This window comes from Aminobacter carboxidus (genome assembly GCF_014863355.1).
Classification (GTDB): domain Bacteria; phylum Pseudomonadota; class Alphaproteobacteria; order Rhizobiales; family Rhizobiaceae; genus Aminobacter; species Aminobacter carboxidus.
On record NZ_JACZEP010000001.1, the window covers coordinates 63557 to 86159 of the forward strand.

At 64.4% G+C, this 22603-nt stretch carries 24 protein-coding genes; 12 read left to right on the forward strand and 12 right to left on the reverse strand.

The window, feature by feature from the left end:
- The first annotated feature begins 95 nt into the window (after positions 1-95).
- Complete coding sequence (locus IHE39_RS00275; RefSeq protein WP_192565112.1) at positions 96-1973, forward strand: AsmA family protein; 1878 nt, start codon at positions 96-98, stop codon at positions 1971-1973.
- 12 nt (positions 1974-1985) lie between these two features.
- On the opposite strand, the gene xseA is transcribed toward IHE39_RS00275, so the two are convergent.
- On the reverse strand, positions 1986-3572 hold the full coding sequence (gene xseA, locus IHE39_RS00280; RefSeq protein WP_192565113.1) for an exodeoxyribonuclease VII large subunit: 1587 nt from the start codon (positions 3570-3572) through the stop codon (positions 1986-1988).
- A 56-nt stretch (positions 3573-3628) separates the two neighbouring features.
- Positions 3629-4585, reverse strand: a complete 957-nt coding sequence (locus tag IHE39_RS00285; RefSeq protein WP_184771349.1) for a LysR substrate-binding domain-containing protein — start codon at positions 4583-4585, stop codon at positions 3629-3631.
- Between the two features lie 178 nt (positions 4586-4763).
- Here IHE39_RS00285 and IHE39_RS00290 point away from each other — a divergent pair, with 178 nt between their 5' ends.
- The gene (locus IHE39_RS00290; RefSeq protein WP_192565114.1) at positions 4764-5054 is read left to right on the forward strand and encodes a DUF1127 domain-containing protein; all 291 of its coding nucleotides are present in this window, start codon (positions 4764-4766) and stop codon (positions 5052-5054) included.
- 139 nt (positions 5055-5193) lie between these two features.
- Here IHE39_RS00290 and IHE39_RS00295 read toward each other — a convergent pair whose 3' ends face one another.
- The 6 genes from IHE39_RS00295 to IHE39_RS00320 form a co-directional block, all read right to left on the reverse strand.
- Positions 5194-5553, reverse strand: a complete 360-nt coding sequence (locus tag IHE39_RS00295) for a DoxX family protein (RefSeq protein WP_184771345.1) — start codon at positions 5551-5553, stop codon at positions 5194-5196.
- A 1-nt stretch (position 5554) separates the two neighbouring features.
- Positions 5555-5908 carry a VOC family protein gene (locus IHE39_RS00300; protein WP_192565115.1) on the reverse strand — a complete coding sequence of 118 codons (354 nt, stop codon included), beginning with the start codon at positions 5906-5908 and terminating at the stop codon, positions 5555-5557.
- Between the two features lie 76 nt (positions 5909-5984).
- Complete coding sequence (locus IHE39_RS00305) at positions 5985-6803, reverse strand: helix-turn-helix domain-containing protein (RefSeq protein WP_192565116.1); 819 nt, start codon at positions 6801-6803, stop codon at positions 5985-5987.
- Between the two features lie 23 nt (positions 6804-6826).
- Positions 6827-7735, reverse strand: coding sequence for a DUF937 domain-containing protein (locus tag IHE39_RS00310; protein WP_192565117.1), 909 nt, complete (start codon positions 7733-7735; stop codon positions 6827-6829).
- Between the two features lie 400 nt (positions 7736-8135).
- Complete coding sequence (locus tag IHE39_RS00315; protein WP_192565118.1) at positions 8136-9509, reverse strand: glutamate--cysteine ligase; 1374 nt, start codon at positions 9507-9509, stop codon at positions 8136-8138.
- A 190-nt stretch (positions 9510-9699) separates the two neighbouring features.
- On the reverse strand, positions 9700-10275 hold the full coding sequence (locus IHE39_RS00320; protein ID WP_192565119.1) for a TetR/AcrR family transcriptional regulator: 576 nt from the start codon (positions 10273-10275) through the stop codon (positions 9700-9702).
- Positions 10276-10353: 78 nt separating this feature from the next.
- Between IHE39_RS00320 and IHE39_RS00325 the strand changes: the two genes are divergently transcribed.
- The gene (locus tag IHE39_RS00325; RefSeq protein WP_192565120.1) at positions 10354-11265 is read left to right on the forward strand and encodes an alpha/beta hydrolase family protein; all 912 of its coding nucleotides are present in this window, start codon (positions 10354-10356) and stop codon (positions 11263-11265) included.
- Here IHE39_RS00325 and IHE39_RS00330 read toward each other — a convergent pair whose 3' ends face one another.
- Together IHE39_RS00330 and IHE39_RS00335 are read right to left on the reverse strand one after the other, a co-directional pair.
- Positions 11266-11997 carry a 16S rRNA (uracil(1498)-N(3))-methyltransferase gene (locus IHE39_RS00330; protein WP_192565121.1) on the reverse strand — a complete coding sequence of 244 codons (732 nt, stop codon included), beginning with the start codon at positions 11995-11997 and terminating at the stop codon, positions 11266-11268.
- 31 nt (positions 11998-12028) lie between these two features.
- Complete coding sequence (locus tag IHE39_RS00335; RefSeq protein ID WP_192565122.1) at positions 12029-12697, reverse strand: hypothetical protein; 669 nt, start codon at positions 12695-12697, stop codon at positions 12029-12031.
- A 76-nt stretch (positions 12698-12773) separates the two neighbouring features.
- Between IHE39_RS00335 and IHE39_RS00340 the strand changes: the two genes are divergently transcribed.
- Positions 12774-13472 (forward strand): type 1 glutamine amidotransferase, encoded by a 699-nt coding sequence (locus IHE39_RS00340; protein ID WP_192565123.1) that lies wholly within the window; start codon positions 12774-12776, stop codon positions 13470-13472.
- A 285-nt stretch (positions 13473-13757) separates the two neighbouring features.
- Positions 13758-13898, forward strand: a complete 141-nt coding sequence (locus IHE39_RS00345; RefSeq protein ID WP_165915765.1) for a hypothetical protein — start codon at positions 13758-13760, stop codon at positions 13896-13898.
- On the opposite strand, the gene IHE39_RS00350 is transcribed toward IHE39_RS00345, so the two are convergent.
- Together IHE39_RS00350 and IHE39_RS00355 are read right to left on the reverse strand one after the other, a co-directional pair.
- Positions 13879-14631 carry a metallophosphoesterase family protein gene (locus IHE39_RS00350; RefSeq protein WP_192565124.1) on the reverse strand — a complete coding sequence of 251 codons (753 nt, stop codon included), beginning with the start codon at positions 14629-14631 and terminating at the stop codon, positions 13879-13881. The genes IHE39_RS00345 and IHE39_RS00350 overlap by 20 nt on opposite strands.
- A gap of 5 nt (positions 14632-14636) precedes the next feature.
- A complete protein-coding gene (locus IHE39_RS00355) occupies positions 14637-15431 on the reverse strand; it encodes an FCD domain-containing protein (RefSeq protein ID WP_192565125.1) in 795 nt (264 codons plus the stop codon).
- Between the two features lie 249 nt (positions 15432-15680).
- On the opposite strand from IHE39_RS00355, the gene IHE39_RS00360 reads away from it, so the two are divergent.
- The 7 genes from IHE39_RS00360 to IHE39_RS00390 all read left to right on the forward strand — a co-directional run bounded on the left by IHE39_RS00360 (position 15681) and on the right by IHE39_RS00390 (position 22593).
- Entirely contained in the window at positions 15681-16949 is a 1269-nt protein-coding gene (locus tag IHE39_RS00360) for a DUF3422 family protein (protein ID WP_210327477.1), read from the forward strand.
- 152 nt (positions 16950-17101) lie between these two features.
- Positions 17102-18598: an FAD-linked oxidase C-terminal domain-containing protein gene (locus tag IHE39_RS00365; RefSeq protein ID WP_192565127.1), complete on the forward strand. Its 1497-nt coding sequence runs from the start codon at positions 17102-17104 to the stop codon at positions 18596-18598.
- Positions 18598-19179: a helix-turn-helix domain-containing protein gene (locus tag IHE39_RS00370; protein ID WP_192565128.1), complete on the forward strand. Its 582-nt coding sequence runs from the start codon at positions 18598-18600 to the stop codon at positions 19177-19179. Before IHE39_RS00365 ends, IHE39_RS00370 begins: the two co-directional genes overlap by 1 nt.
- Positions 19176-20429 carry a glycolate oxidase subunit GlcE gene (gene glcE / locus IHE39_RS00375; protein ID WP_192565129.1) on the forward strand — a complete coding sequence of 418 codons (1254 nt, stop codon included), beginning with the start codon at positions 19176-19178 and terminating at the stop codon, positions 20427-20429. Before IHE39_RS00370 ends, glcE begins: the two co-directional genes overlap by 4 nt.
- The gene (locus IHE39_RS00380) at positions 20426-20803 is read left to right on the forward strand and encodes a DUF4870 family protein (RefSeq protein ID WP_192565130.1); all 378 of its coding nucleotides are present in this window, start codon (positions 20426-20428) and stop codon (positions 20801-20803) included. Before glcE ends, IHE39_RS00380 begins: the two co-directional genes overlap by 4 nt.
- Before the next feature lie 24 nt (positions 20804-20827).
- The gene (glcF, locus tag IHE39_RS00385; protein WP_184771309.1) at positions 20828-22153 is read left to right on the forward strand and encodes a glycolate oxidase subunit GlcF; all 1326 of its coding nucleotides are present in this window, start codon (positions 20828-20830) and stop codon (positions 22151-22153) included.
- Between the two features lie 128 nt (positions 22154-22281).
- Positions 22282-22593, forward strand: a complete 312-nt coding sequence (locus IHE39_RS00390; RefSeq protein ID WP_184771307.1) for a putative quinol monooxygenase — start codon at positions 22282-22284, stop codon at positions 22591-22593.
- Positions 22594-22603: the final 10 nt, after the last annotated feature.

Consider the following 22603-nt stretch of genomic DNA (forward strand, 5'->3'; position numbering starts at 1 on the left):
AAACGTCATCGCATGGCCACAAAGACTTGAAATGCCGCGTTACTCGGTTACACCCGATAGCCACAACGGCGCAGCACGGGCGGCACAAGGGCAACATGCCATCACCACTGTTCAGGCGCAGCATCTGGGCGATCACAGGACTCATCGTCCTGATCGCCGTTACGGTTGCCGCAGTGCCGTTCATTGCTTCCACCCAGATCGTCAAGGATCGCATCGCCTTCGAGATGAGCGCGTGGAGCGGCTTCCGCGTATCAATCGAGGGCACGCCCGACATCGAGATCTGGCCGGTGTTCCGCGCTACCCTGACTGAGGTGACGCTGACCGATTGGGATGACGAGCAGGGTTCGCCTGTCATCGAGGCGGAACGTGTCGAGATCGAACTGTCCGCGCTCTCGGCGCTCAGCGGCAATGTCGATTTCTCTGACGCGCATTTCATCCGGCCGACGCTGCGCCTGAAGCGCCTTGCCGATGGCGGCGTGGAGATGCCGCATTCGAGCGGCGGGCGTCTCAGCCGCGCCATCGAGCGCGCCCGTGCCACGGTGGCGTCGAACCCTGCCGAGCCCGACCTCAGCGCACTGCCCACCGACGAGTTCGGTGCCGTCGAATTCATCGACGGTCGGGTCGTTGCAGTCTCCGACGAGGGCGAGGACGAGATTCTGACCGATCTCACCGGCAAGGCCAGCCTGCCGGCACTGAACAAGGCCGGCACGCTGACCGCCACCGGTGTCTGGCATGGCGAGCAGGTGGCGCTTGAACTGTCGTCGCCGCGGCCGATGATGCTGTTTGCAGGCGGCACGGCACCGGTCGTCGCTTCGCTGAAATCGGCGCCTGTCGAGGCCTCGTTCGACGGCAGCATCGACATGGGCTCTGACGCGCATATCGATGGCCAAGCCAAGATCGTGTCGCCGTCTTTCCGCCGCATGCTGGAATGGTCCAGGCCGGGCATCCTGCCGGGCAGCCCGGTCGGCTCGATTTCGCTCGCCTCCAAGGTCAGCGGCAACCTGTCCCGCCTGAAGATCGAGAACGCGCAGGTCACGCTCGACGGCAATCCCGGCATGGGCATTCTCGACCTGTCGCTGGATGGCATGGTGCCGTCGATTTCGGGCACGCTCGCTTTCGACACGCTCGACCTGATGACGTTCGCGTCGTCCTTCGCGCCGATGGCGCCAACAAACAATGTGGCCACGACCGAGATCGACACCAGCTTTTCCGACCGTATCAATCTCGACCTCCGGCTGTCGGCGACCAAGGCGACGGCCGGTTCGATCGCGCTCGCCGAGGTCGCAGCGACGGCTCAGGTCAAGGGCGGCCTGGCGGCGTTCGACATCTCCGACGCCGAGGCCTTCGGCGGTAACGTTCAGGCCAGCATCCGCTTCGACCGCAAGCCCGGCGGCACACAGGCCGAGATGAGGCTCCTGGCGTCTGACATCGACGGCGGCGCCTTTGGCGCAGCGGCAGGCATGAGCCACATCGTGCCGATCGGTCGTGGCACCGTTTCGGTGATCCTCCAGGGGCCCGGCCTGAACTGGAATACGCTGCTGGAGAATGCCAACGGGTCGATCGCCGCCACGTTCGGCGTCGGCGCCATTGCCGGGCTCGACCTGCAGGCCTTCATGAAACGGGCCACCGAGCGCGGTTTCTTCTCGCTCGACGAAGTCTCGGGTGGCACGCTGCCGGTCGACGGCGTCGAGTTCAAGGCGACGATCTCCAACGGTGTCGCCAAGATCGACAAGGCGGAGGCGCGTACGCCGACAAGCCGCATCTGGCTGACCGGCATCGTGCCTTATGTCGGGCGTGGGCTTGCTCTTTCGGGCGCGATCGAAGCCAAGGAGATCACCGCCTCCACCTCAACGACGACATCGCCGGTAGCTCCGGCAGTGCCGCCGACGGCGTTCTTCGTTGGAGGCTCGTGGAGCGCACCGTTCATTTCGCCGCTGGTGGCGCCGTTCATCTCGTCGCCCACGGGCGACTGAACCCCAATTCACCTAGAACAGGCTGCCCTGATTGCCGGGTTCCTTGACCTTGGCTACGGGCTTGGCCACAGGCTTCGGCCTGGGCTCGCCAGTTGCGGCGATCATGTTGTCGTCGGTGGCGATCGCATTCGTCATGCCGTCGGCGAACTCGATCGACAGCGCGGCACCCTTGGCCACTTCGGCGGCTCGCTTGAGCACAGTGCCGTCGGCGTCGCGGACAAGCGCGAAACCGCGCGCCAGAACCGCCTTGTGCGACAGCGTCGCCATCAACCGGTCGGCTTGCGAGAGGCTCGTCCTCGCTCGCTCAAGCCTACGTCCGACCGCAAGCGTAGCGCGGCGCTCCAATGCCGTGAGCTGTTGGCCATAGGCATCCTGGCGGCGGACAAGCGGTTCCGGCGACAGCCGTCCCTTGGTGCGGTCGAAACGGAGGCGTTTTTCACGCACCATCGCCCGCAGGGCGGCGTCGGCACGCAACATGTCGCGGTCGAGGTGGCGCCGCGTCTCGCCGATCCGCCGCGACAGCGTTGCCGGCGACAGACGCACGGCCGACAGCCGGGCGCGCTTGCGCTCGGTGGCAACGGTCAATGCCCGGCCGAGCCGGGTCGTCGCATCGTCGAAACGCCGGCGCGGCAGCGCCAGCAACTGGTCCGGGGTGGGCAGGGCGCGCGCCGCTGCCCGCACCGCCTGGCTGCGCCTGTCGATCAACCGCGATACCGCGCCGCGCAGACGCGCGCCAAGATTGGCAAGCACGGCTTCAAGCTCGGCTTTGACAGGCACGGCGAGCTCGGCGGCACCCGTCGGCGTCGGCGCGCGCCGGTCGGCGGCAAGGTCGATCAGCGTCCAGTCGGTTTCGTGGCCGACGGCTGAAATGACCGGAATATGCGATGCCGCGACCGCGCGGATCAGAGCCTCGTCATTGAAGCCCCAGAGGTCCTCAAGGCTGCCGCCCCCACGCGCCACGATCAGAAGGTCGGGGCGGCGAATTGGGCCGAGCTCAGGCAGTTCGTTGAAACCGTTGACCGCCGCGGCAACTTCCGACCCCGACGTCTCGCCCTGGACGCGCACCGGCCAGACCAGCACGTGCAGTGGGAAGCGGTCCTTGATGCGGTGGATGATGTCGCGGATGACCGCACCGGTCGGCGAAGTCACCACGCCAATCACCAGCGGCATGAACGGCAGCAATTGTTTGCGGCTGTCGTCGAACAGGCCCTCGGCGGCGAGCCTGCGCTTACGCTCCTCGAGCAGCGCCATCAACGCGCCGGCGCCGGCGGGCTCCAGGCTGTCGATGACGATCTGGTACTTCGACGAGCCGGGATAGGTGGTCAGCTTGCCGGTGGCGATGACCTCCATCCCTTCTTCGGGACGGAATTTCAGCCGGCTCATCGTGCCTTTCCACACCACCGCTTCAATGCGGGCGCGGTCGTCCTTCAGCGAGAAATAGGCATGGCCGGACGAATGCGGCCCGCGATAGCCCGAGATTTCGCCGCGCACGCGCACATTGCCGAACACGTCCTCGACGGTGCGCTTCAGCGCGCCGGAGATTTCACTGACGGTGTATTCGGCAGCGTTGGTACGTGATTCGGTGGCAAGTTCGTTCATGGCGCGATTGAGGGCCGCATGGCCCTCCTCGTCAAGCTTTGCCGCTCAGTCGCAGCCTACCATCCCGGCATGATGTGGCTCGGCTTGAGCCGCCGGCCGCGTGCTGCCGCAAGGGCTGCGAAATCGAACGTCCCGCTCTCTTCGGACAGCGGCACCGAGATGTTGTCGAGGCTCTCCGAGATATGCCGCGCCAGCGCATCGACGATCTCCGGTCGGCTGGAATGGCCACGCAAGATGCCTATCTTGCAGTCAGGCAGGGCGCTGAAGCCGTCGGCGTCGCCAAGCACGCGCATGCCCGGCCGAAGCGCGCATTCGGGCAACACCGAAACGGCGAGGCCGGCCAGAACGGCGGCGGTGATGACGTTGGCCGACCAACTGGTGAACAGCACGCGGTACTCGCGGCCGCTGGCGTCGAGCAGTTCAGTCGCCATCTGCCGCCACTGGCAGGTCGGGCGGCCGAAGGCCATCGGCAGGATCGTTTCCTCATGCACCATGTGGCTGGCCGACGACACCCAAAGCAGGGGTTCGTTGCGCACGATCTCGCTCGGCCGGGTATCCTCGCACTGGGTCACCAGCGCGATGTCGAGATTGCCGCGACGGATCTGGTCGGCGAGATTGACGGTGGGTTCGCACAGCACCGAGAGCTCGACGCGCGGGTTGGAGCGCGAGAACCGCGCCATGATCTCGGGCAGGAAGCGGTCGGCATAATCGTCAGGCACGCCGATGCGGACAGTGCCCTCCAGCGCCTTGTCGTCGAAGGCGGCCAGCGTCTCGCGGTTGAGGTGCAGCAGGCGCCGGGCGTAGGTCAAAAGACGCTCGCCTTCCTCGGTCAGCTTGTTCATCCGCCCTTCCTTTTCGAAGAGCGCCTTGCCGATGCGGTCCTCGAGACGGCGCATCTGCATCGACACCGCCGACTGCGTGCGGTGCACCTCGTCGGCGGCGCGGGTGAAGCTGCCGGTGTCGACGATGGAGATGAAGGTATGGAGCTGGTCAAGATCGAGCGGAGCGGCCATCGACGTTTCCATCATGAACATTGATGGTAAAGATTAGAAACATTCGTTGGATTAATCAATACGCCAATGGCAATCTCGCATTGTCCACATGAGGCATGTGAATCGGAACCGGTGCGGCGGCTAAAGGAGCGTCGACCGGAACGGGACCCGTTTGTCCCCGATCTGAGAGGAGATCGTCATGACCACGCTCGACCATTGCACTGAGACGACGCATTCCGCGGCTCGGCCGGTGAATGCGATGCGTATCGTCAACTATACCGCCGATCTCTTCCGTGCCTGGAAAAATCGCCGCGCCTTCTACCGCCTTGGCGAATTGACCGACACCGAGCTCGCCGACGTAGGTCTCACCCGTGGCGACCTGTGCGTCGCAGTCGACCTGCCGTTCGCCACCGACCCGACCGCGCGCCTTCGCTCGATCAGGCAAATGCGCAGCGAAAATGTCGAGGCCATGGCTCGCCGCGTCGCCTAGCGAAATCTGCTTTTGCAGGCTCCCCACTCCCAGCCGGTCCCCGCCGGCCTCGCCTGCACGCTGCCCGGTCCTCCCAAGGACCGGGCTTTTTCGTATCAGGGAGATGCTCACGCGCATCCGATGCGCCGAGATGCCATTCTTAGGCTGTCGCGGCGAGGATGAGACCGCCAACGACGGCGAAGTTGATGATAAATGCCGACCGCAATCCTTGTCTCTCCGCACCTGAGTAACGCCAGAAGTTGAGCGCCGTCAGTGTTGCGGCGATGGTGAACAGGATCAGGGCTATCGCCGCGTAAGCACGCATCACGCCAACCGCCAGGCACAGGCCGGCGATGATTTCGACGATCGAGCCCAAGCCAAGCAGAACTGGCGCGGCGGGAAACCCCTTTTCTGTCAAATGGCCAGTGACTGATCGGAAATTCCAGAAATGCTCGACCCCAGCCCAGACGAACACGCCGCCGAGCAGGATGAAGCCAAGGCTTTCGGCTATCGTTGCCATCTCAGTTCGCCGACCACACCGCCAGTTCGTAGCCGTCAGGATCTTCGAAGTGGAAACGCCGCCCGCCTGGAAACGCGAACACTGGCTTGACGATGCTTGCGCCCGCGGCCTCCAGGCGGCTTTGTGTGGCGGCGAGATCGTCGGCATAAAGGATCACCAGCGGTCCGCCGGTTTTCACCGCGCCGCCGGTCGTAAGTCCTCCGGTCATGCGGCCGTCGGTGAACTCGCAATAGGTCGGACCGAAGTCGGTGAAGCTCCATCCGAAGGCCTTGCCGTAGAATTCACGCGAACGCGTGATGTCGCTGACGTTGAATTCGATATTGTCGATCCGTCGGTCGTTGCCGCTTGTACCCATGGCTAATCTCCTGCGTTTCGTGGGACAGCCCGCCGATACCGACTGGAGCGGTGGAATTCTTGAACGAAACGGCCATTCAGCCATTGATCTGGCGCACGACGCTTCCTGCGGTCATACCGCAAAGCGTCTGGATTTCGCGACCGAGATGGGCCTGGTCGGCATAGCCGGCCTCGTAAGCCAAGCCTGCCATGCGCCGCTCGCCCTGCGAGCGCACCAGGGAAAGAAAACTCTGGAAACGCAGGATGCGGTCCAGCGTCTTTGGTCCATATCCGAAATAGTCGTGGCTGCGGCGCCTCAGCGTGCGCTCGCTGATTTCAAGGCGATCCACCAGTGACGAAATCCTGCCGCCGACTTCGTCCGCCCCTGATGCCATCGCGGCAAAGATTTCACTGGCGTCTCGCGCCGGACGTTCCAGTTCCGGAAGCTGCGTGAGGAGCTGTTGCTGCAGCACGGCAGCCTGTCGTTCGATGGTTTGGGCCTCGCCGACCCGTTCACACAGTTCGTCGGCAACAGTCTGCCCCCAGAGGTCGGCGAGATCAACCGACTGGCCGACGATCGCGCTCATGGGAGCACGGAGCCAGCGGAGTGCCGCGCCCGGCCGAAAGCGCATGCCGAGCACTGTCGTTCCGCCACGCAACACGGGACTGGCGGCAACGATGTCAGGTCCGACGACGACCAACCGCTCGTCCTTCCACAACAGGTCGACGCAGCCGTCCGGCACCACCGCGACCGGCCCGACATGATCGCTGGGGATCGCATTGGTCCACACGCATTGGAAATGCGCGTCGAGGCCCTGCGTCGGCGCATATTCGTCGTAGTGCCCGAGGCAATTGGCCAGGACCGGCACCGTCGATCTGTTGCTGCCAGCCGCTGAAGTCTCAGGCGAGGTTCGCATCAACCGTCAGGCCTTGTTGCAGGTCAGCGATACCTGTCCATGCCTTTGCTGAACTGTTCGAAGATCGACTCGACGCCCTTCTGGTAGTCGTCGCGCTGTTGGCTGCCGGTCTCGAACATCTTGCCGAACAGGTCGTCATAGGGATTCTTCGGCCGGCCGCTCGGGTTGGCTTGTGGTTGCGGCTGGCGCGCTTGTGGCTGCGGTACCGGCTGGGCGCGACCGCCGCCAAGCATCTCTTCGAAGATCTTGCCGAGCGGGTTGTCGCCATAGGGGTTTTGCTGCGGCGCCTGCTGGCGCGGCGATGGTTGCGGCTGCGCCTGGCCGCCGCCAAACATGTCCTTGAGCACCTTGCCGAAAGGGTTGTCGAAAGGATCGGGCGCCTGGGTCTGCTGCGGCGCCTGCCGGGGCTGCTGGCCGCCGCCCATCATCCCACCACCTTGCCGCATCATCTGCTCGATGATCTCGCCGAGTGGGTTATTGCTGCCGCCCATGCCGCTCGCCGCCTGCATCTGCCCGGTCGACTGCTTGAACAGCCCGCCCATGATCATCGAGGCGATCACCGGCAGCATCTGCTTGAGCACGTCCTGGCCGATGCCGGTGGCTTGCGCCGCCTGGCCGGCAACCGCCCGCGACAGGTCCTTCGAGCCGAACAGGTGGCCGAGGATACCGTTGCCTTCGTCGACGCCCTGGGGCGAGAAGGCGCGGCTGGCGTCCTCGAAATACTTGGCGTGCTGGCCGCTCGCCATCGCCTGCAGAAAGGAGCCGACGCCATAGGGGTCGGAGGCATTGCGCTTCAGCCCTTGGCTGAACGCCGGCATCAGTGCTTCGATCGCCGATTGTGTCTGCTGCTGACTCAGCCCGAACTGGCGCGACAGCGCTTCCATGCCGTTGCCGTTCTGGGCATTGGCCAGCATCTCGAACAGTGGCAGCATTTTTTCCTCCTGCCTGTGTGATCTAGATCAGAAACGTCCGGACTGTGTCCCTTAGGTCATCGCTAAACGTCCAAAGAGCAGCAGCTAGCAGTATGATTATCGTGGTGGTCGTAGCGGTCAGGGCAATGGCCGCCACGCCTTGCACGATTACACTAAGGTCTTTGAATCGGAATTCAAACCTATTCATTAAGCTCTCCCTCGATAGCAGCACGAAGATTCGGGCTGGTTGGTTCAAGATGAGGGTGATTAACGAGCGTCAATTGCCAGCGTCCCCCTGACAATGTCAGGGGGACGACTATAGGACTGATATAATTGAGGTATTTATGCGTGGCTACCTGATGCCGAGAATCGGCTGCACGGATAATCGCGCGTCAATTGCCAAAAAATGCGGTTTCGCCGCCTAGTAGGCGTATTCCAGGAACGCCGGTTCGATCGAACCACCCCAGCGCGTGTTGTAGGCGTTGAGCATTTCCTCGGCACTCGTCGTGCCGCGCGCGATGACCTCGTCGAGCGTGTTGAGGAAGCCGGCCTCGTCGAACCCTTCGCGGTTCTTGCGGCCACGGTTGACCAGTCCCTGGCGGGAGATGGTCAACACTTCGCGGCCGATCTCGCGCAGCGTGGTGTTACGGAACGATGCCGCAATGCCTTGTTCTGGCACGGCGTCGCGCATTGCCAGCACTTCGGCGTAGGTCCAGTCCCGGGTGAACTCTTCGGCGGCGTCGAGGGCTGCCGGATCATAGAGCAGTCCGACCCAGAAGGCCGGCAGGGCGCAGATGCGGCGCCATGGTCCACCGTCGGCGCCGCGCATTTCGAGGAAACGCTTGAGGCGCACGTCCGGGAACAGCGTCGACAGGTGGTTGGCCCAGTCGCCCATCGTCGGCATGCCTTGGGGAATCTCGTTGCGCGCAGCACCTGCCATGAACTGACGGAAGGTGATGTGCGTCATATCGCGGTACTGCTCGTCACGGATGACGAAATACATCGGCACGTCGAGCGCCCATTCGACATAGTCGGCAAAGCCGAATTGCGGCGAGAAACAGAATTCGAGCAGGCCCGAACGTTGGTTGTCGGTATCGCGCCAGATGTCGCCACGCCAACTCTGCATGCCGTTGGGGCGGCCGTCGGTAAAGGGCGAATTGGCGAACAGCGCCGTGGACAGCGGCTGCAGCTTGAGCGAGACCTGCATCTTGCGGCGCATATCGGCTTCACTCTCGAAGTCGAGATTAACCTGGATGGTGCAGGTCCGGTACATCATGTCGAGGCCCTTAGTGCCGACCTTGGGCATGTAGGCGGTCATGATGTCGTAGCGCGACTTCGGCATGCGCGGCGTCTCGGGAAGCGTCCACTTCGGGCTGCCTCCCAGGCCGAGGAAGCGGATGCCAAGCGGTTCGGCGATCTCGCGCAGCTGTGCCAGATGCGCATTGCCCTCGCGACAGGTCTGGTGGATCGTTTCGAGCGGCGCGCCGGAAAGCTCGAACTGCCCCCCGGGCTCGAGCGAGATCGCACCCTGGCCGGTCGGCTCGACCAGCCCGATGATACGTCCGGCATCGATGATCGGATCCCAGCCAAGCGTCTTCTGCATGCCTTCGAGCAGCGCGCGGATGCCGCGATCGCCGCCATAGGGAACCGGTGCGTTGCCATCGACATAGAACGGGAATTTCTCGTGCTCGGTGCCGATCCGCCACTTGTCGCGCGGCTTGTTGCCGGCTGCGAGATAGTCGACGAGTTCGTCCATCCCTTCGATAGGCCGGAAATCGGTGGTGTCGCGCGCCATATATGCTTCTCCTGAAGGCGGAAGGACCGCGGGCGCTTGATGGACGATCCAGCGCTCGCCGATCAAGCGAAAAATCCTGAGCCTTCGTCAACAGGAATTGATCGTTTCGGGTGCCGATAGTGAAATGTTGATGCTTGGAATTGTCCCGTTGCGGACTGCACGTCCCAAATCCAAGGTTTTTGCGACCGGTTTACGCTAGCGCCGCTTTCACCAGCGTCGCTGCAGCTTCGCCGGCCGTTTCCATATAGGAGGGGTCGCGGTTGAGCAGCACGACGGCGAAACAGCCGTCCAGCAACAGAATGATCTGACGTGCCAAAAGCTCCGGCGAGCGGACGCCCTCGGCGGCGAAGGCGCTGGCTAGCCAAGCCTCGACCCGCTTCTTGTGCGCGATGCCGGTCTTGATCGCCGGGTGTCCGGGCATGGTGGCCAGTTCGGCTGCCGTGCGCAGATAGCCGCAGCCCTTCCATCTGGGATGCCGTGCGGATTTGGCCAGTTGCCAGAAGATCATCCGAATTTTCTGATCTATCCCGCCCTCGGCCTCGTCGAACCAGCGCTGGAACAGCCCCAGGTTGGGCTGGTCGCGGCCGTCGAGATAGGCTGCTATCAGCTCGTCCTTGCTCTGGAAGTGATAATAGAGCGTGCGCTTGGTAAGCCCCGCCTTTTCGGCCACGGCATCGACGCTGACAGCGCGGATGCCCTCGCCATAGAACAGCTTCGAGGCCGCATCGATGATGCGCTCGCGGGTCGGCTTCCCTGAGGTTTTCATTGCCGAAGTATACTGACTAGTGAGTGTAATTGGAAAGCCGAATTGGCTAGCGCTCGAGGCGGAAAGCGAGTGTGCACCATGTCGATTGCAGTTTTGGTGAGTGAGCCCAGAGCCATCGAGGTCGTGTGTGCCGATGGCGTTGTGCTGCGCGGCCACATCTGGCCGCATGCGCGTGGCGAAAAGACCGGGACCGTCATCGTCAATCCGGCCACTGGCGTGCTTGCCAGCTACTATCATCGCTATGCCATGTTTCTCGCCGGTCGCGGCTTCGACGTCGTCACCTATGATTATCGCGGTATCGGCGCTTCGCGGACGGTTCGCCTGCGCGGTTGTGGCCATCGCTGGCGCGACTGGGGCGAACGCGATTTCGAGGCGGTGCTGCGTCTGGCCAGACGCCTCGATCCGGCCGCGCCCTTGATGGTGGTGGGGCACAGCATCGGCGGCGTCTTGCCCGGCCTGGCGGAGTCCGCCACCGGCATCGCCCGCATGCTCACCGTTGGCGCGCAGTTTGCCTATTGGCGCGATTATGCCGCCGCCCGCCGCCCGAGGCTGCTTCTCAAATGGCATGTGGCGATGCCCGTCATCACCGCCCTCTGTGGCTACTTTCCTGGAAAGCGGCTCGGCTGGCTGGAGGATTTGCCCAAGGGGGTCGCCAACGAGTGGAGCTTTCGTGGCGCGCGCATCGAGTTGAGCCACCCCGAGGCGGAACGGGGCGATGTCCTGCGTCGCTTTGCTGCGGTTACGGCGCCCATCCTGGCCGTCGGCGTTGCCGATGACGAAATCGGCACGCCACAGGCCGTTCGCCGTGCGCTCGGCTACTACACCGGTTCGAACACGACACAGCTATTGCTCTCGCCTGGAGATTTCGACCGGCCGGCGATCGGCCATTTCGGCCTGTTCCACAGCCGACACGCGCCCGACTTCTGGCTCGATACGCTGTTGTGGCTGCGCGACGGCATCAACCCGTGGCCAGGCAAGGTGCTCAGCTGATTACCAGTCGCCGATGACAGCCTGGATGACGGCAAGGGCCGCCACTGCCGCCGTGTCGGCGCGCAGGATGCGTGGCCCCAGCGGAATGGCGGTCACGTAAGGCAGGGCGCGCAGCATGCGACGTTCGTCGTCGGAGAAACCGCCCTCAGGCCCGACCAGCAGGGCGAGCTTGCGCTCCTTGATGCCCTGCAAGGCTGCCATCGGATTGTTGGTCGAGGCGTCCTCGTCGCAGAAGATCAGCCGCCGTTCCTTGTCCCAGCCGGCGAGAAGGTGCTCCAGCTTCACTGTCTCGCGCACCTCGGGAATGGCCAGGATGCCGCATTGCTCGGCGGCTTCCACGGCGTTCCCCCGCAGCCGGTCGATCCCAGGCTTCATCTGCGTGTGCTGGGTGATGACGGGCACCAAAGTTCCTGCGCCCATCTCGACGGCCTTCTGCACGAGGTAGTCGAGCCGTCCGACCTTGAGCGGTGCAAAGCAATAGACGAGGTCGGGATGAATGGGCTGCGGCCGTTGCAGGTCGACAACCTCGAGCCGCACCGCCTTCTTGGTCTTGCCCGCGATCCTTGCGGACCACTCGCCGTCGCGGCCATTGAACAGCAGGACTTCCGCGCCTTCGCCGAGGCGAAGCACATGGGCGAGATAGTGGCTCTGCTGCGGATCGGCATCGAAGGTCGCGCCGGAAGCGAGGTCATCAGGCACGAACAGCCGTTGCATCTTGTAGTTTGCGCGCATGGCCGAGCAATGCGGCAGGCCGCGCCAGCGGTCAAGGGACAGCTTCGGCCGAAAGCCGCTCGGCGCTTGGATGCCATTCCGGCGCATAGCCCTGGTGCAGCACTGCAAGTGTCGTCGCCGGCGTGACAATGCACATGTCGGTGTCGGCAATGTCGTCGAAGCCGAGTGCCGCATCGTAGCCCGCGAAGCTCCAGCGCAGTGCCTTGCCGCTGCGCACGGCATAGTCGGAAGCACCATCCGAAAACATCGCCCCATCAGGCAGCAGGTGCAGTCCGTGCCGGTCCAGTTCGACCGGCTGGCCGCCCGAAGCCAGCCGCTCCCGGTGCAGCCGGGCGTCGATCTCGTCGACATTCGTATGCTCCTTGCCGAAGGCGCCGGCATAGGCCGCCGCAAAAGCCTTGGCGCGATGGCGCCGGCAATAGAAGCAGGGGCGGTGCCCGGCGGCCAGTGCCGTCACTTCGTCCAGGAAGAACAATTCGGTCCAGCCGGTCTTGTTTCCGGGACGGTTGCGCCCCATCGGCACGCGGCGCACGCCCTTGAATTCGAGCGCGCAGGTGATCCACGCCTTGGTCGCCCAGCGCCGGTTGAGCAAGGTCCGGGTCTCAGGGTCGTGGATGATGCCGCGATTGCCGGTGAAGCTGCCGCGCTCCGATGTGGCGTGAATTTCGCCGAAAGGGTCGACCCGGTTCTGCAGTGGCATAGCCGATCCTTCTTGGCTGCGGTGCAAGCCGCATGATAGGGCTCGCCGCAACTTTGTCACCGCCGGAAAGGCCGAGATGCGCGTCCTCGTTGTCCAGAATTATGAAGGCACCGGCCTTGGTCAGCTCGGCAATGCCCTTGCCGAAGTCGAGGCGGTGATCGACCAGTGCAATGCCCATCTCGGCGATGCCTTGCCGGCAAACGCCGATAGCCATGACGCGATGATCATGCTTGGCGGCGGCCAGAGTGCCCGCGACGATGCGCATTCGCCCTACTTTCCCGAATTGCTGGAGTTGGCGCGCGACTTCGTCGAACGGGACAAGGCGGTGCTCGGCATCTGCCTCGGCGGCCAGCTCCTGGCGCGCGCCTTCGGTGGCCACAACCGCGTTGGCGGCTCGACCGAATTTGGTTGGCACGGCATTACCTTGACCGATGAGGCCCAGGACGATCTCGTCTTCAGCGACCTGCCCCAGCGCTTTCCGATCTTCCAGTGGCATGACGACACCTTCACCTTGCCCGAGGATGCGGTGAGGCTGGCCGGCAGTTCGGTCACCGGCAACCAGGCGTTCCGCGTCGGTCGCGCCGGCTATGGCATCCAATTCCATTTCGAGGCCGACCGGAGGCTGGTGCGCCAGTGGAACGAGGCCTTTGCCGAGACGATCTCAAGGCGCCATCCCGACTGGCCTGAACGGCATGAAGTCGAAGCCGCCCGCGACGGCCCCGAAGCCGATGCGGTGGGCCTGACGCTGGCCCGTGCCTGGGTAGCCGCCATCTGACGGCGACAGCCGCTGTTCAGTGACATTTTTGGCACGTCGAAAATAATCCGCTGTGCATAGTCATCTGCCGGCTGGATTGTGCCGGCAAGCCTTTCTAAAGACAGCCTTGCGCTAGCTGGCGATGGTATCGCGAATGAACCATCTCTGAGTGCAGTGCGACACAAGCCCGATACAGAACCACCCTAGAAGCACGGCCGTGATGCCGCGCGACCGCGGTGCAGCTTAAACTTTTCGGAAACTTATTCGTAACTCCGTTCGTGCAGGATGCAGGAAGCTCAACCTGAGATGACTCCCTTGAAAGCAGCGCTTCTGTCCTTCGCCATGCTGTCGGCCATCGTGCTCGGCGGCTTCGGGATTTATGCCGCGGATGCCGCGGCCGACCATCATGCGGTCGACGGCTACGGCGTCACCGCAGCCGCCCGCTAATTCCAGGAATTCTTACCGACATCAGCCGTTTTTCCGCGCCGTCGATGACGAGCGCGGTCAATTCGCCTGAATGGAACACGCCGGTGTCGACATTGACACGGTTGGCCAGCACCTCGGGCTCCGCCTGCGGTGTGTGCCCGTGCACGACGACCTTCGGGTGCAGCCCGGGATAACGCAGGAATTCGTTGCGGATCCAGATCAGATCCTCCGGATCCTGCCGTTCGAGGGCAACGCCTGGACGAATGCCGGCGTGACAGAAGAAGAAATCGCCGAACGACGCCGAGCGGGGCAGGGCGCGCAGGAAGCTCAGATGGCTGTCCGGCACGGCCGCCGCTAGCTCGCAATGGCTGTGTCTCAGGCTGTCGGCATCCTCCATCCTCAGATCGATACCGTAGGAAAGTGCAGTCTCGCGCCCACCATGCCGCGCAAACAGGCTGTCGGGGTCGGGCTGGGCGAGAAAATCGAGAAAGCCGACGTCGTGATTTCCCGCCAGCACGATGTTGCGCCGATCGCGCGCCACGGCAGCGATCAGGAGCGCGATCACGCCCGCACTGTCGGGGCCTCTGTCGACGAGGTCGCCGAGGTGAACGATGCGCCAGTCTGCGGGCTTGTCGCGCGCAATTTCTTCGGCGATGCGCGCATGCATGTCGCGCAGCAGGTCGAGATGGCCGTGAATGTCACCAATGGCATAGATACGGATGCCCTCGGGACCCCGGGCGTCGAGATAGTGCATTCCAGTCACGGCTTCCGGCCCGTTTCAGCGCTGTCGGTACGCTGCCTGAGCCTGAGGCGTGAGATGCGCTGCCAGTCGCCGCTGCGTTCCGCCTCGGCCATGGCACGCTCCAGATAGGTGATGTGGTCCATCGCCGCCTTGCGCGCCGCGGTGGGATCTCCCGCCACGACCGCGCGATGGATGGCCTTGTGCTGCTCGAGCAGCACGTCGCGCGTGCCGCTGACGGTGAACACCACCAGCCGGTTGGTGAACACGCCGTCCGACAGAAGCTTGTAGCACGAGCGCAGCGTGTGCAGCAGGATGATGTTGTGGGCGCATTCGCCGACCGCATGATGGAACTCGACGTCGATCGCCGCTTCTTCCGTGGGGTCGGCGCGGGCATGCGCCGCCTCCATCCGCGTCACGATGCCGTCGAGCAAGGCGAGGTCTTCAGTCGTCGCCCGCTGCGCCGCATATTCCGCCGCCAGCCCCTCGATCTCGCGGCGGTATTCGAGATAGTCGGCTGCCGCCTTGCGGTGGTTGACGATCAGCTCCATCACCGGCTTGGAAAACACCTCGCCGATCACGTCCGCCACATGGGTCCCGCCGCCATGGCGCGTCACCATCAGTCCGCGCGCTTCCAGCGTCTTCAGCGCATCGCGCAGGATCGGCCGGGACACGTCGAACTGCTTGGCCATCTCGCGTTCGCCTGGCAGCCTGTCGCCGGCGCGCAGCACGCCTTCGAGGATCAGGCTCTCGATCTGCTGCACCACCTCATCCGCGGTGCGCGAATGCTCGATCCTGGAAAATATGTCGCTCAAGGGTGCTGTCCGGAACCTCTGTCCTGGCCACAAGGATAGGAGCGCGGCCCCCGACTGGTCAAATTATTTATCCAGTCCGGCAGTATCCGCGACAGCCGTTTGTGAGGCACACTATCAGCCCCCGCTAAAGTTGGCGTTTGCCTGTTGCGGCAAACTTACCTAGAGGCAGCAAGGTCTGGCATCGAGGGACCCTACGTGACAGCCGAGCCGTCCTCATTGGAATTTCTGCCGCGTTCGACCGGCAGCGTCATGGGCTTTCCGGCCCATGAGGGACGTCCCGGTGCGCTTGGCGAGGTGCATTCGCGGCCCCATCCGCTCGTCGACAGCCCGCGCGTGCTGGTCCAGCTTTCCTTCATGACCGAGGGCGGATCGGCCGTCGACCAGGCCGTGCTCTCCGAACTTTCACGCCGCCTCGGCATCGCCGCGCCCGATCGCCAGGCCCGCCATCACGCCATGAAGTGGGGGCAGGGCTCGCTGAGCTGGGAGCGCCACACCGAGTTTTCGACCTATCTGTGGGAAGGTCCGCTCAGCGAAAGCAGTCGTTCGCAGGAGGCCTCGCCCTTCGGCAACGGCTTCAGCCCGCCCGGCACTGTCATTTCGGGAATCAGGCTCGAAATCCGCAAGTGGACGCCGGCGAACGAGAAGCTGATCGCCGGCTTCGACCCGACCAGCCTGTGCTACTCGATCGTCGAAAATGGCGCTGCCGCCATCGTCACCGACTTCCGGCAGGACGGTGATGGGCTGACGCGCATCCTCGTCCTCGATCGCGGCCTGACGCCGGCGCGGACCGGCGCTTTGTCGCAGCGGTTGATCGACATCGAGACCTATCGCACGCTCGCCATGCTCGGCCTGCCCATGGCACTGTCGCTGTCCAGCCGTGTCCGCCGCATCGAGGACCGGCTCGCCCAGGCGACGCGCGAAATGAAGGCGACGGAGACCCGAGACAGCCAGGCGCTGCTTGCCGACCTCACCGAGCTTGCCGCCGAACTTGAGGCCGACGCCGCCTCCAGCCTCTACCGCTTCGGCGCCAGCAAGGCTTATGACGGCATCGTCCGCGAACGCCTCGAAGCGCTCGAAGAGGAGGTTGTCGCCGGCTACGACACCTGGGCCGGTTTCCTCAAGCGCCGCGTCGCGCCCGCCATGCGCACCTGTCGTTCGGTCGAGGAGCGCCAGGCCAACCTGTCGCGTAAACTCACCCGCGCCACCACGCTGCTCCGCACCTGGGTAGACGTCGAGGTCGAAAAGCAGAACCGCGACCTGCTGGCCTCGATGAACAACCGGGCCCGGCTGCAGCTGCGCCTACAGCAGACCGTCGAAGGGCTGTCGGTTGCAGCCGTGTCCTATTATGTCGTCGGCCTGATCGGCTATGTCGCCAAGGGCGCCTCGACGGTGGATCATTTCTTCGCCCCCGAGGTCGTCACCGCGGCCTCGGTGCCGCTGGCGATCCTGCTTGTGTGGTGGGGCGTGCGCCGCGTACGGCGCGCCCACGAAGAGCCGAAGGCCTTGGCTGGCGAGTAGCCGGCGCACCTTCCAGCGTCTGGAAAGCAGCGGCAGATTGACGCTGCCGAAGCCGTGCGCCGCCCCGCTGCGGCGATCGACCTTCGTTCGGTTTGCAAGCGTTGGCGCCAACTGGTAAAAGCTTTTTACCACTTGTCGACCGAAGGTGACCGATGTCCGGCATATCGATGCCCAAGCCCGATGCGGCAACGCTTGCCCGCCGCGCCGAGATCGTCGCCGACATGCGCATCATCGTGCCGGGCGAAGGCGTGGTCGATACGGTCAACGAGATGCGGGCCTTCGAAAGCGACGGCCTCACCGCCTACCGCCAACTGCCGCTGGTCGTGGTGTTGCCCGAGACGGTCGCCCAGGTCTCGCGCCTGCTCAAATACTGCAACGACCGCAACATCCGCGTCGTGCCGCGCGGTTCGGGAACGTCGCTCTCCGGCGGCGCGTTGCCGCTTGAGGATGCCGTTCTGGTCGTCATGAGCCGCTTCAACCGCATCATCGAAATCGACTATCCCAACCGCACCGTCACCGCCCAGCCCGGTGTCACCAATCTCGGTATCACCCATGCGGTCGAGCAGGACGGCTTCTATTACGCGCCCGATCCCTCGTCGCAGATCGCCTGCTCGATCGGCGGCAATGTCGCCGAGAATTCCGGCGGCGTGCATTGCCTGAAATACGGCCTGACGGCCAACAATGTGCTCGGCATCGAAATGGTGCTGATGAATGGCGAGGTCGTGCGCCTCGGTGGCAAGCATCTCGACGCCGAGGGCTACGACCTGCTCGGCGTCATGATCGGCTCGGAAGGGCTGCTCGGCGTCGTCACCGAGGTCACCGTCCGCATCCTCAAGAAGCCGGAAACGGCGCGCGCGCTGCTGATCGGCTTCCCGACCAGCGAGCAGGGCGGCCAGTGCGTCGCCGATATCATCGGCACCGGCATCATTCCCGGCGGCATGGAGATGATGGACCGCCCGGCGATCCACGCCGCCGAGGATTTTGTCCATGCCGGCTACCCCCTGGAATGCGAGGCGCTGCTGATCGTCGAGCTGGATGGTCCCGCCGTCGAGGTCGATCACCTGATCGGGCTTGTCGAGGCGATCGCCAACCGCAACGGCGCGACCACCTGCCGCGTCTCGCAGTCCGAGCAGGAGCGGCTGACCTTCTGGGCCGGGCGCAAGGCGGCATTCCCCGCTGTCGGCCGCATCTCGCCCGACTATTACTGCATGGACGGCACCATCCCGCGCAAGGAGCTGCCGCGCGTGCTGTCAGGCATGCGCGCGCTGTCGGAGCAGTATGGCCTCGGCGTTGCCAACGTCTTCCACGCCGGCGACGGCAATCTCCACCCGCTGATCCTCTACGATGCCAACAAGCCGGGCGAACTCGAAAAGGCCGAGGCTTTCGGCGCCGACATCTTGCGTCTTTGCGTCAAGGTCGGCGGTGTGTTGACCGGCGAGCACGGCGTCGGCGTCGAAAAGCGGGACCTGATGCCGGAGATGTTCAACGACATCGACCTCGACCAGCAGATGCGGGTCAAATGCGCCTTCGATCCCAACCACCTGCTCAACCCCGGCAAGGTGTTCCCGCAGCTGCGCCGCTGCGCCGAACTTGGCCGCATGCATGTCCACCGCGGCCAAGTGGCCTTCCCCGACATTCCGAGGTTCTGATGCTGCTGAAGCAGGCTACCCTCGACGGTATCAAACGTGGCGACATCACGCTCGCCTTCCGCCGCTGGCAGCGGCCGACGGTCAAGGCGGGCACCGGGCTGCGCACGGCCATCGGCGTGGTCCGGGTTGGTGCGGTCGAGGTGGTCGACGAAGCCAAGCTCTCCGAGATTGACGCCCACGCCGCCGGCTACGCTGACCATGCAGCACTGGTCGCCGACCTTCGTGCCGGCGCCGACCGCACGCTCTATCGCATCAGCTTCGGCGGCGTCGAGATTGACGCGCGACTGACGCTGCGCGAGGCCGAACTCAGCGATGCCGACTGGCATGCGCTCGCCGCCCGCTTCGCCAAATGGGACAGCACTTCGCCCGGCTATTTCCCCTCCATTCTGCGTTTGATCGGGCAGAACCCCGAGGTGGCGGCAACAACGCTTGCCGAACGCCTCGGCGTCGAGAAGCTGAAGTTCAAGCAGGACGTACGCAAGCTCAAGGAACTCGGCCTGACCGAAAGCCTCGACATTGGCTACCGCCTGTCGCCCCGCGGCGCTGTTGCCCTCGAAAAGCTTCGGGAGCACCGGCTTTGAGCACCGTCACCCCCACCACGTCAGACGAAGTCCTTGCCGCTGTCCAATGGGCACTGGCCGAGGAAGCGCCGCTGGAAATCGTCGGCCATGGCTCCAAGCGCGGCATCGGCCGGCCACTACAGGCCGAGCACACGATCGACTTGTCGAAGCTGACAGGCGTCACGCTCTACGAACCGGCCGAACTGGTGCTGTCGGCCAGGTCGGGCACGCCGCTGGCCGAAATCGAAAAGCTGCTCGCCGACAATGACCAGCGGCTTGATTTCGAGCCGATGGACTACGGCCCGCTGCTCGGCGAGGCGCCGGGGCGCGGCACCATCGGTGGCACGCTCGCCGCCAATCTTGCCGGTCCGCGCCGGCTCAAGGCGGGTGCCGCACGCGACCACATCCTCGGCATCCATGCCGTGTCGGGGCGCGGCGAGGCCTTCAAGTCGGGCGGGCGCGTGGTCAAGAATGTCACCGGCTACGACCTGTCCAAGGTCATGGCGGGTTCCTGGGGTACGCTGGCCGTGACGACCGATGTCACCTTCAAGGTGCTGCCGGCGGCCGAGACGGAGACGACGCTGATCATTCGCGGCCTGCTCGACGACAACGCGACCGCGGCGATGTCGATTGCCATGGGCTCCAGCGCCGAGGTGTCGTCTGCGGCACACCTGCCCGAGCGTATGGCCGGCCGCGTGCTCGACGGCAAGCTCGGCGGCGACCCCGCCACCTTGCTGCGTGTCGAAGGTTTTGGTCCGTCGGTCGCCTACCGCCTCGGCCAGCTCAGGCAGATGCTTGGCAATGCCGGCCCTCTCGAGGAGGTCGCCGAGGAAGCGTCGCGCACGTTGTGGCGTGACGTGCGCGATGTCAGACCGTTTTCTGACGGCAGCGACAAGCCGGTCTGGCGCATTTCCATGCCGCCGGCCAACGCGCACCACATGGTGCTGGCGCTGCGCATGCAGGCGGCCGCCGACGCCTTCTACGACTGGCAGGGCGGCCTGGTCTGGCTGCGCATGGAAGGCGAGCCGGAAGCCGAGTTGCTGCGTGCCCTGATCCGCAAGTTCGGCGGCGGTCATGCCACGCTGGTCCGTGCCGCGCCCGCCTGGCGTGCTGCAGTCCCGGTCTTCGAGCCTCAGCCGACTGCACTGGCAGCACTTTCGGCCCGTATCAAGGCCGAGTTCGACCCCAAGGCCATCCTCAATCCCGGCCGGATGGTGCATTCGCCGGACTCTGCTACCTTGGCAAGTGCAGCAGAGGGAGCCATGTCATGAGCGAAACACCGCCGAATTTCACCCCGCGTCAGACCGACCGCTGGCTCGATCCGGGCCCGACCAACGTCCAGGTGATCTACATCCTCTATCTCGCCGGCCTGGTCATCGGCATCAGCGGCATCGTCGGCATTATCCTGGCCTACATGAACCGCGGCAAGGCGGGTGGTTTCGTCGAGACCCACTACACCTGGCTCATCCGCACCTTCTGGATCGGCCTGCTCTACGCGCTGGCGTCCTTCGTGCTGATGCTGGTGTTCATCGGCTTCATCCTGATGTTTGCGGTCGCCGTCTGGTTCATCGTCCGTTGCATCATCGGCCTGCAGGCGCTGGGACGCGGCGAGCCGATCAAGAACCCCGAGAGCTGGCTGATCTAGCCACCGAAAGAGTGTCGTAACGCCGTGCAGACCAATTTTACCATCGCCCAGCTCGCCGATCCGCATGTCGCGGAATCCGAGAAGATCCTGCGCAAATGCGTGCATTGCGGCTTCTGCACGGCGACATGCCCGACCTATGTGACGCTCGGCAACGAGCTGGATTCGCCGCGCGGCCGCATCTACCTGATCAAGGACATGCTGGAGAACGGCCGCCCGGCCGACAAGGAGATCGTCACCCACATCGACCGCTGCCTGTCCTGCCTTGCCTGCATGACGACGTGCCCGTCGGGCGTGAACTACATGCATCTCGTCGACCACGCCCGCGCCCATATCGAAAAGACCTACAAGCGCCCGCTGATGAACCGCCTGACACGCGGCGTGCTGGCTGCCGTGCTGCCATATCCCGCGCGGTTCCGCGCGGCGCTGAAACTGGCCCGCCTTGGCCGGCCTTTCGCCAATGCCTTCGATGCCGTGCCTGCACTGAAGCCATTTGCAGCAATGCTCAGGCTGGCGCCGGCAACTGTTCCCGCCGCATCGGCGACGGCTTCGCCTGGCACCCATGTTGCGAAGGGCAAGAAAAATGGCCGTGTCGCCATCCTCACCGGCTGCGCCCAGCCGGTGCTCGAACCCGGCATCAACGAAGCGACGGTGTCACTGCTCAACCGGCTCGGCATCGAGGTGGTGGTGCCCAAAGGCGAGGGCTGCTGCGGTGCGTTGGTCCATCACATGGGCCGCGAGGATGCAGCCCTTGATCAGGCGCGGCAGAACGTTGACGCCTGGACGCGCGAGATCGAGCAAGGCGGGCTCGACGCCATCGTCATCACCGCATCGGGTTGCGGCACCACTATCAAGGACTACGGCTTCATGTTGCGGCTCGATCCTGCTTACGCGGATAAAGCCGCGCGGGTCTCGGCACTGGCCAAGGACATCACCGAGTATCTGGTTACACTCGATCTGCCCGAACCGCAGCGCAAACCCGGACTGACGGTCGCATATCACTCGGCCTGCTCGATGCAGCATGGCCAGAAGATCACCCGCCAGCCCAAGGATTTGCTGGCCCGTGCCGGCTTTATCGTTAGGGAACCGCGCGAAGGCCATCTCTGCTGCGGCTCGGCCGGCACCTACAACATCATGCAGCCGGAGATTTCGGCGCGCCTGCGCGAGCGCAAAGTCAAGAACATCGAGGCCACGGGTGCCGCGCTCGTCGCCACCGGCAATATAGGCTGCATCACCCAGATCGCCTCGGCGGCAAACATTCCGGTGATCCATACGATCAAGCTGCTCGACTGGGCCTATGGCGGCGAAAAACCGGCCGGGCTGCCCGCCGCGCCGCTGCTTGCGGCCGAGTGAGCGCAGGCCAGTTCGCCGGCAGTAAATCGAAGCTATTACCTCTGAGGTCATTGAAGCTGCGCGCGGCTCTGGCATTTTCCAGCTCATGCAGTCGGCGCCTTGCCGGACAAATGCAGAGGAAAATGGCAATGAGCGTCACCTACGTCATCGGCTTCACCGTCCGTCCGGAACAGCGCACGCGCTTTCTCACGCTGCTCAACGGCGTGCTGGACGCAATGCGCCATGAGCCGATGTTCGTCAGCGCGACGCTGCATGGCGACCCCGCCGATACCAACCATTTCCTGCTGCACGAAACCTGGGCCGATCACCAGGACGTGCTCGACGTGCAGCTCAAGCGGCCCTATCGCGAGGAATGGCACGCCGCGCTCGACGAGCTGCTGGCCGCCCCGCGCGATATCTCGATGTGGCAACCGATGCGCAGCGACTACAACCAGAGTTGACCATGGCCTC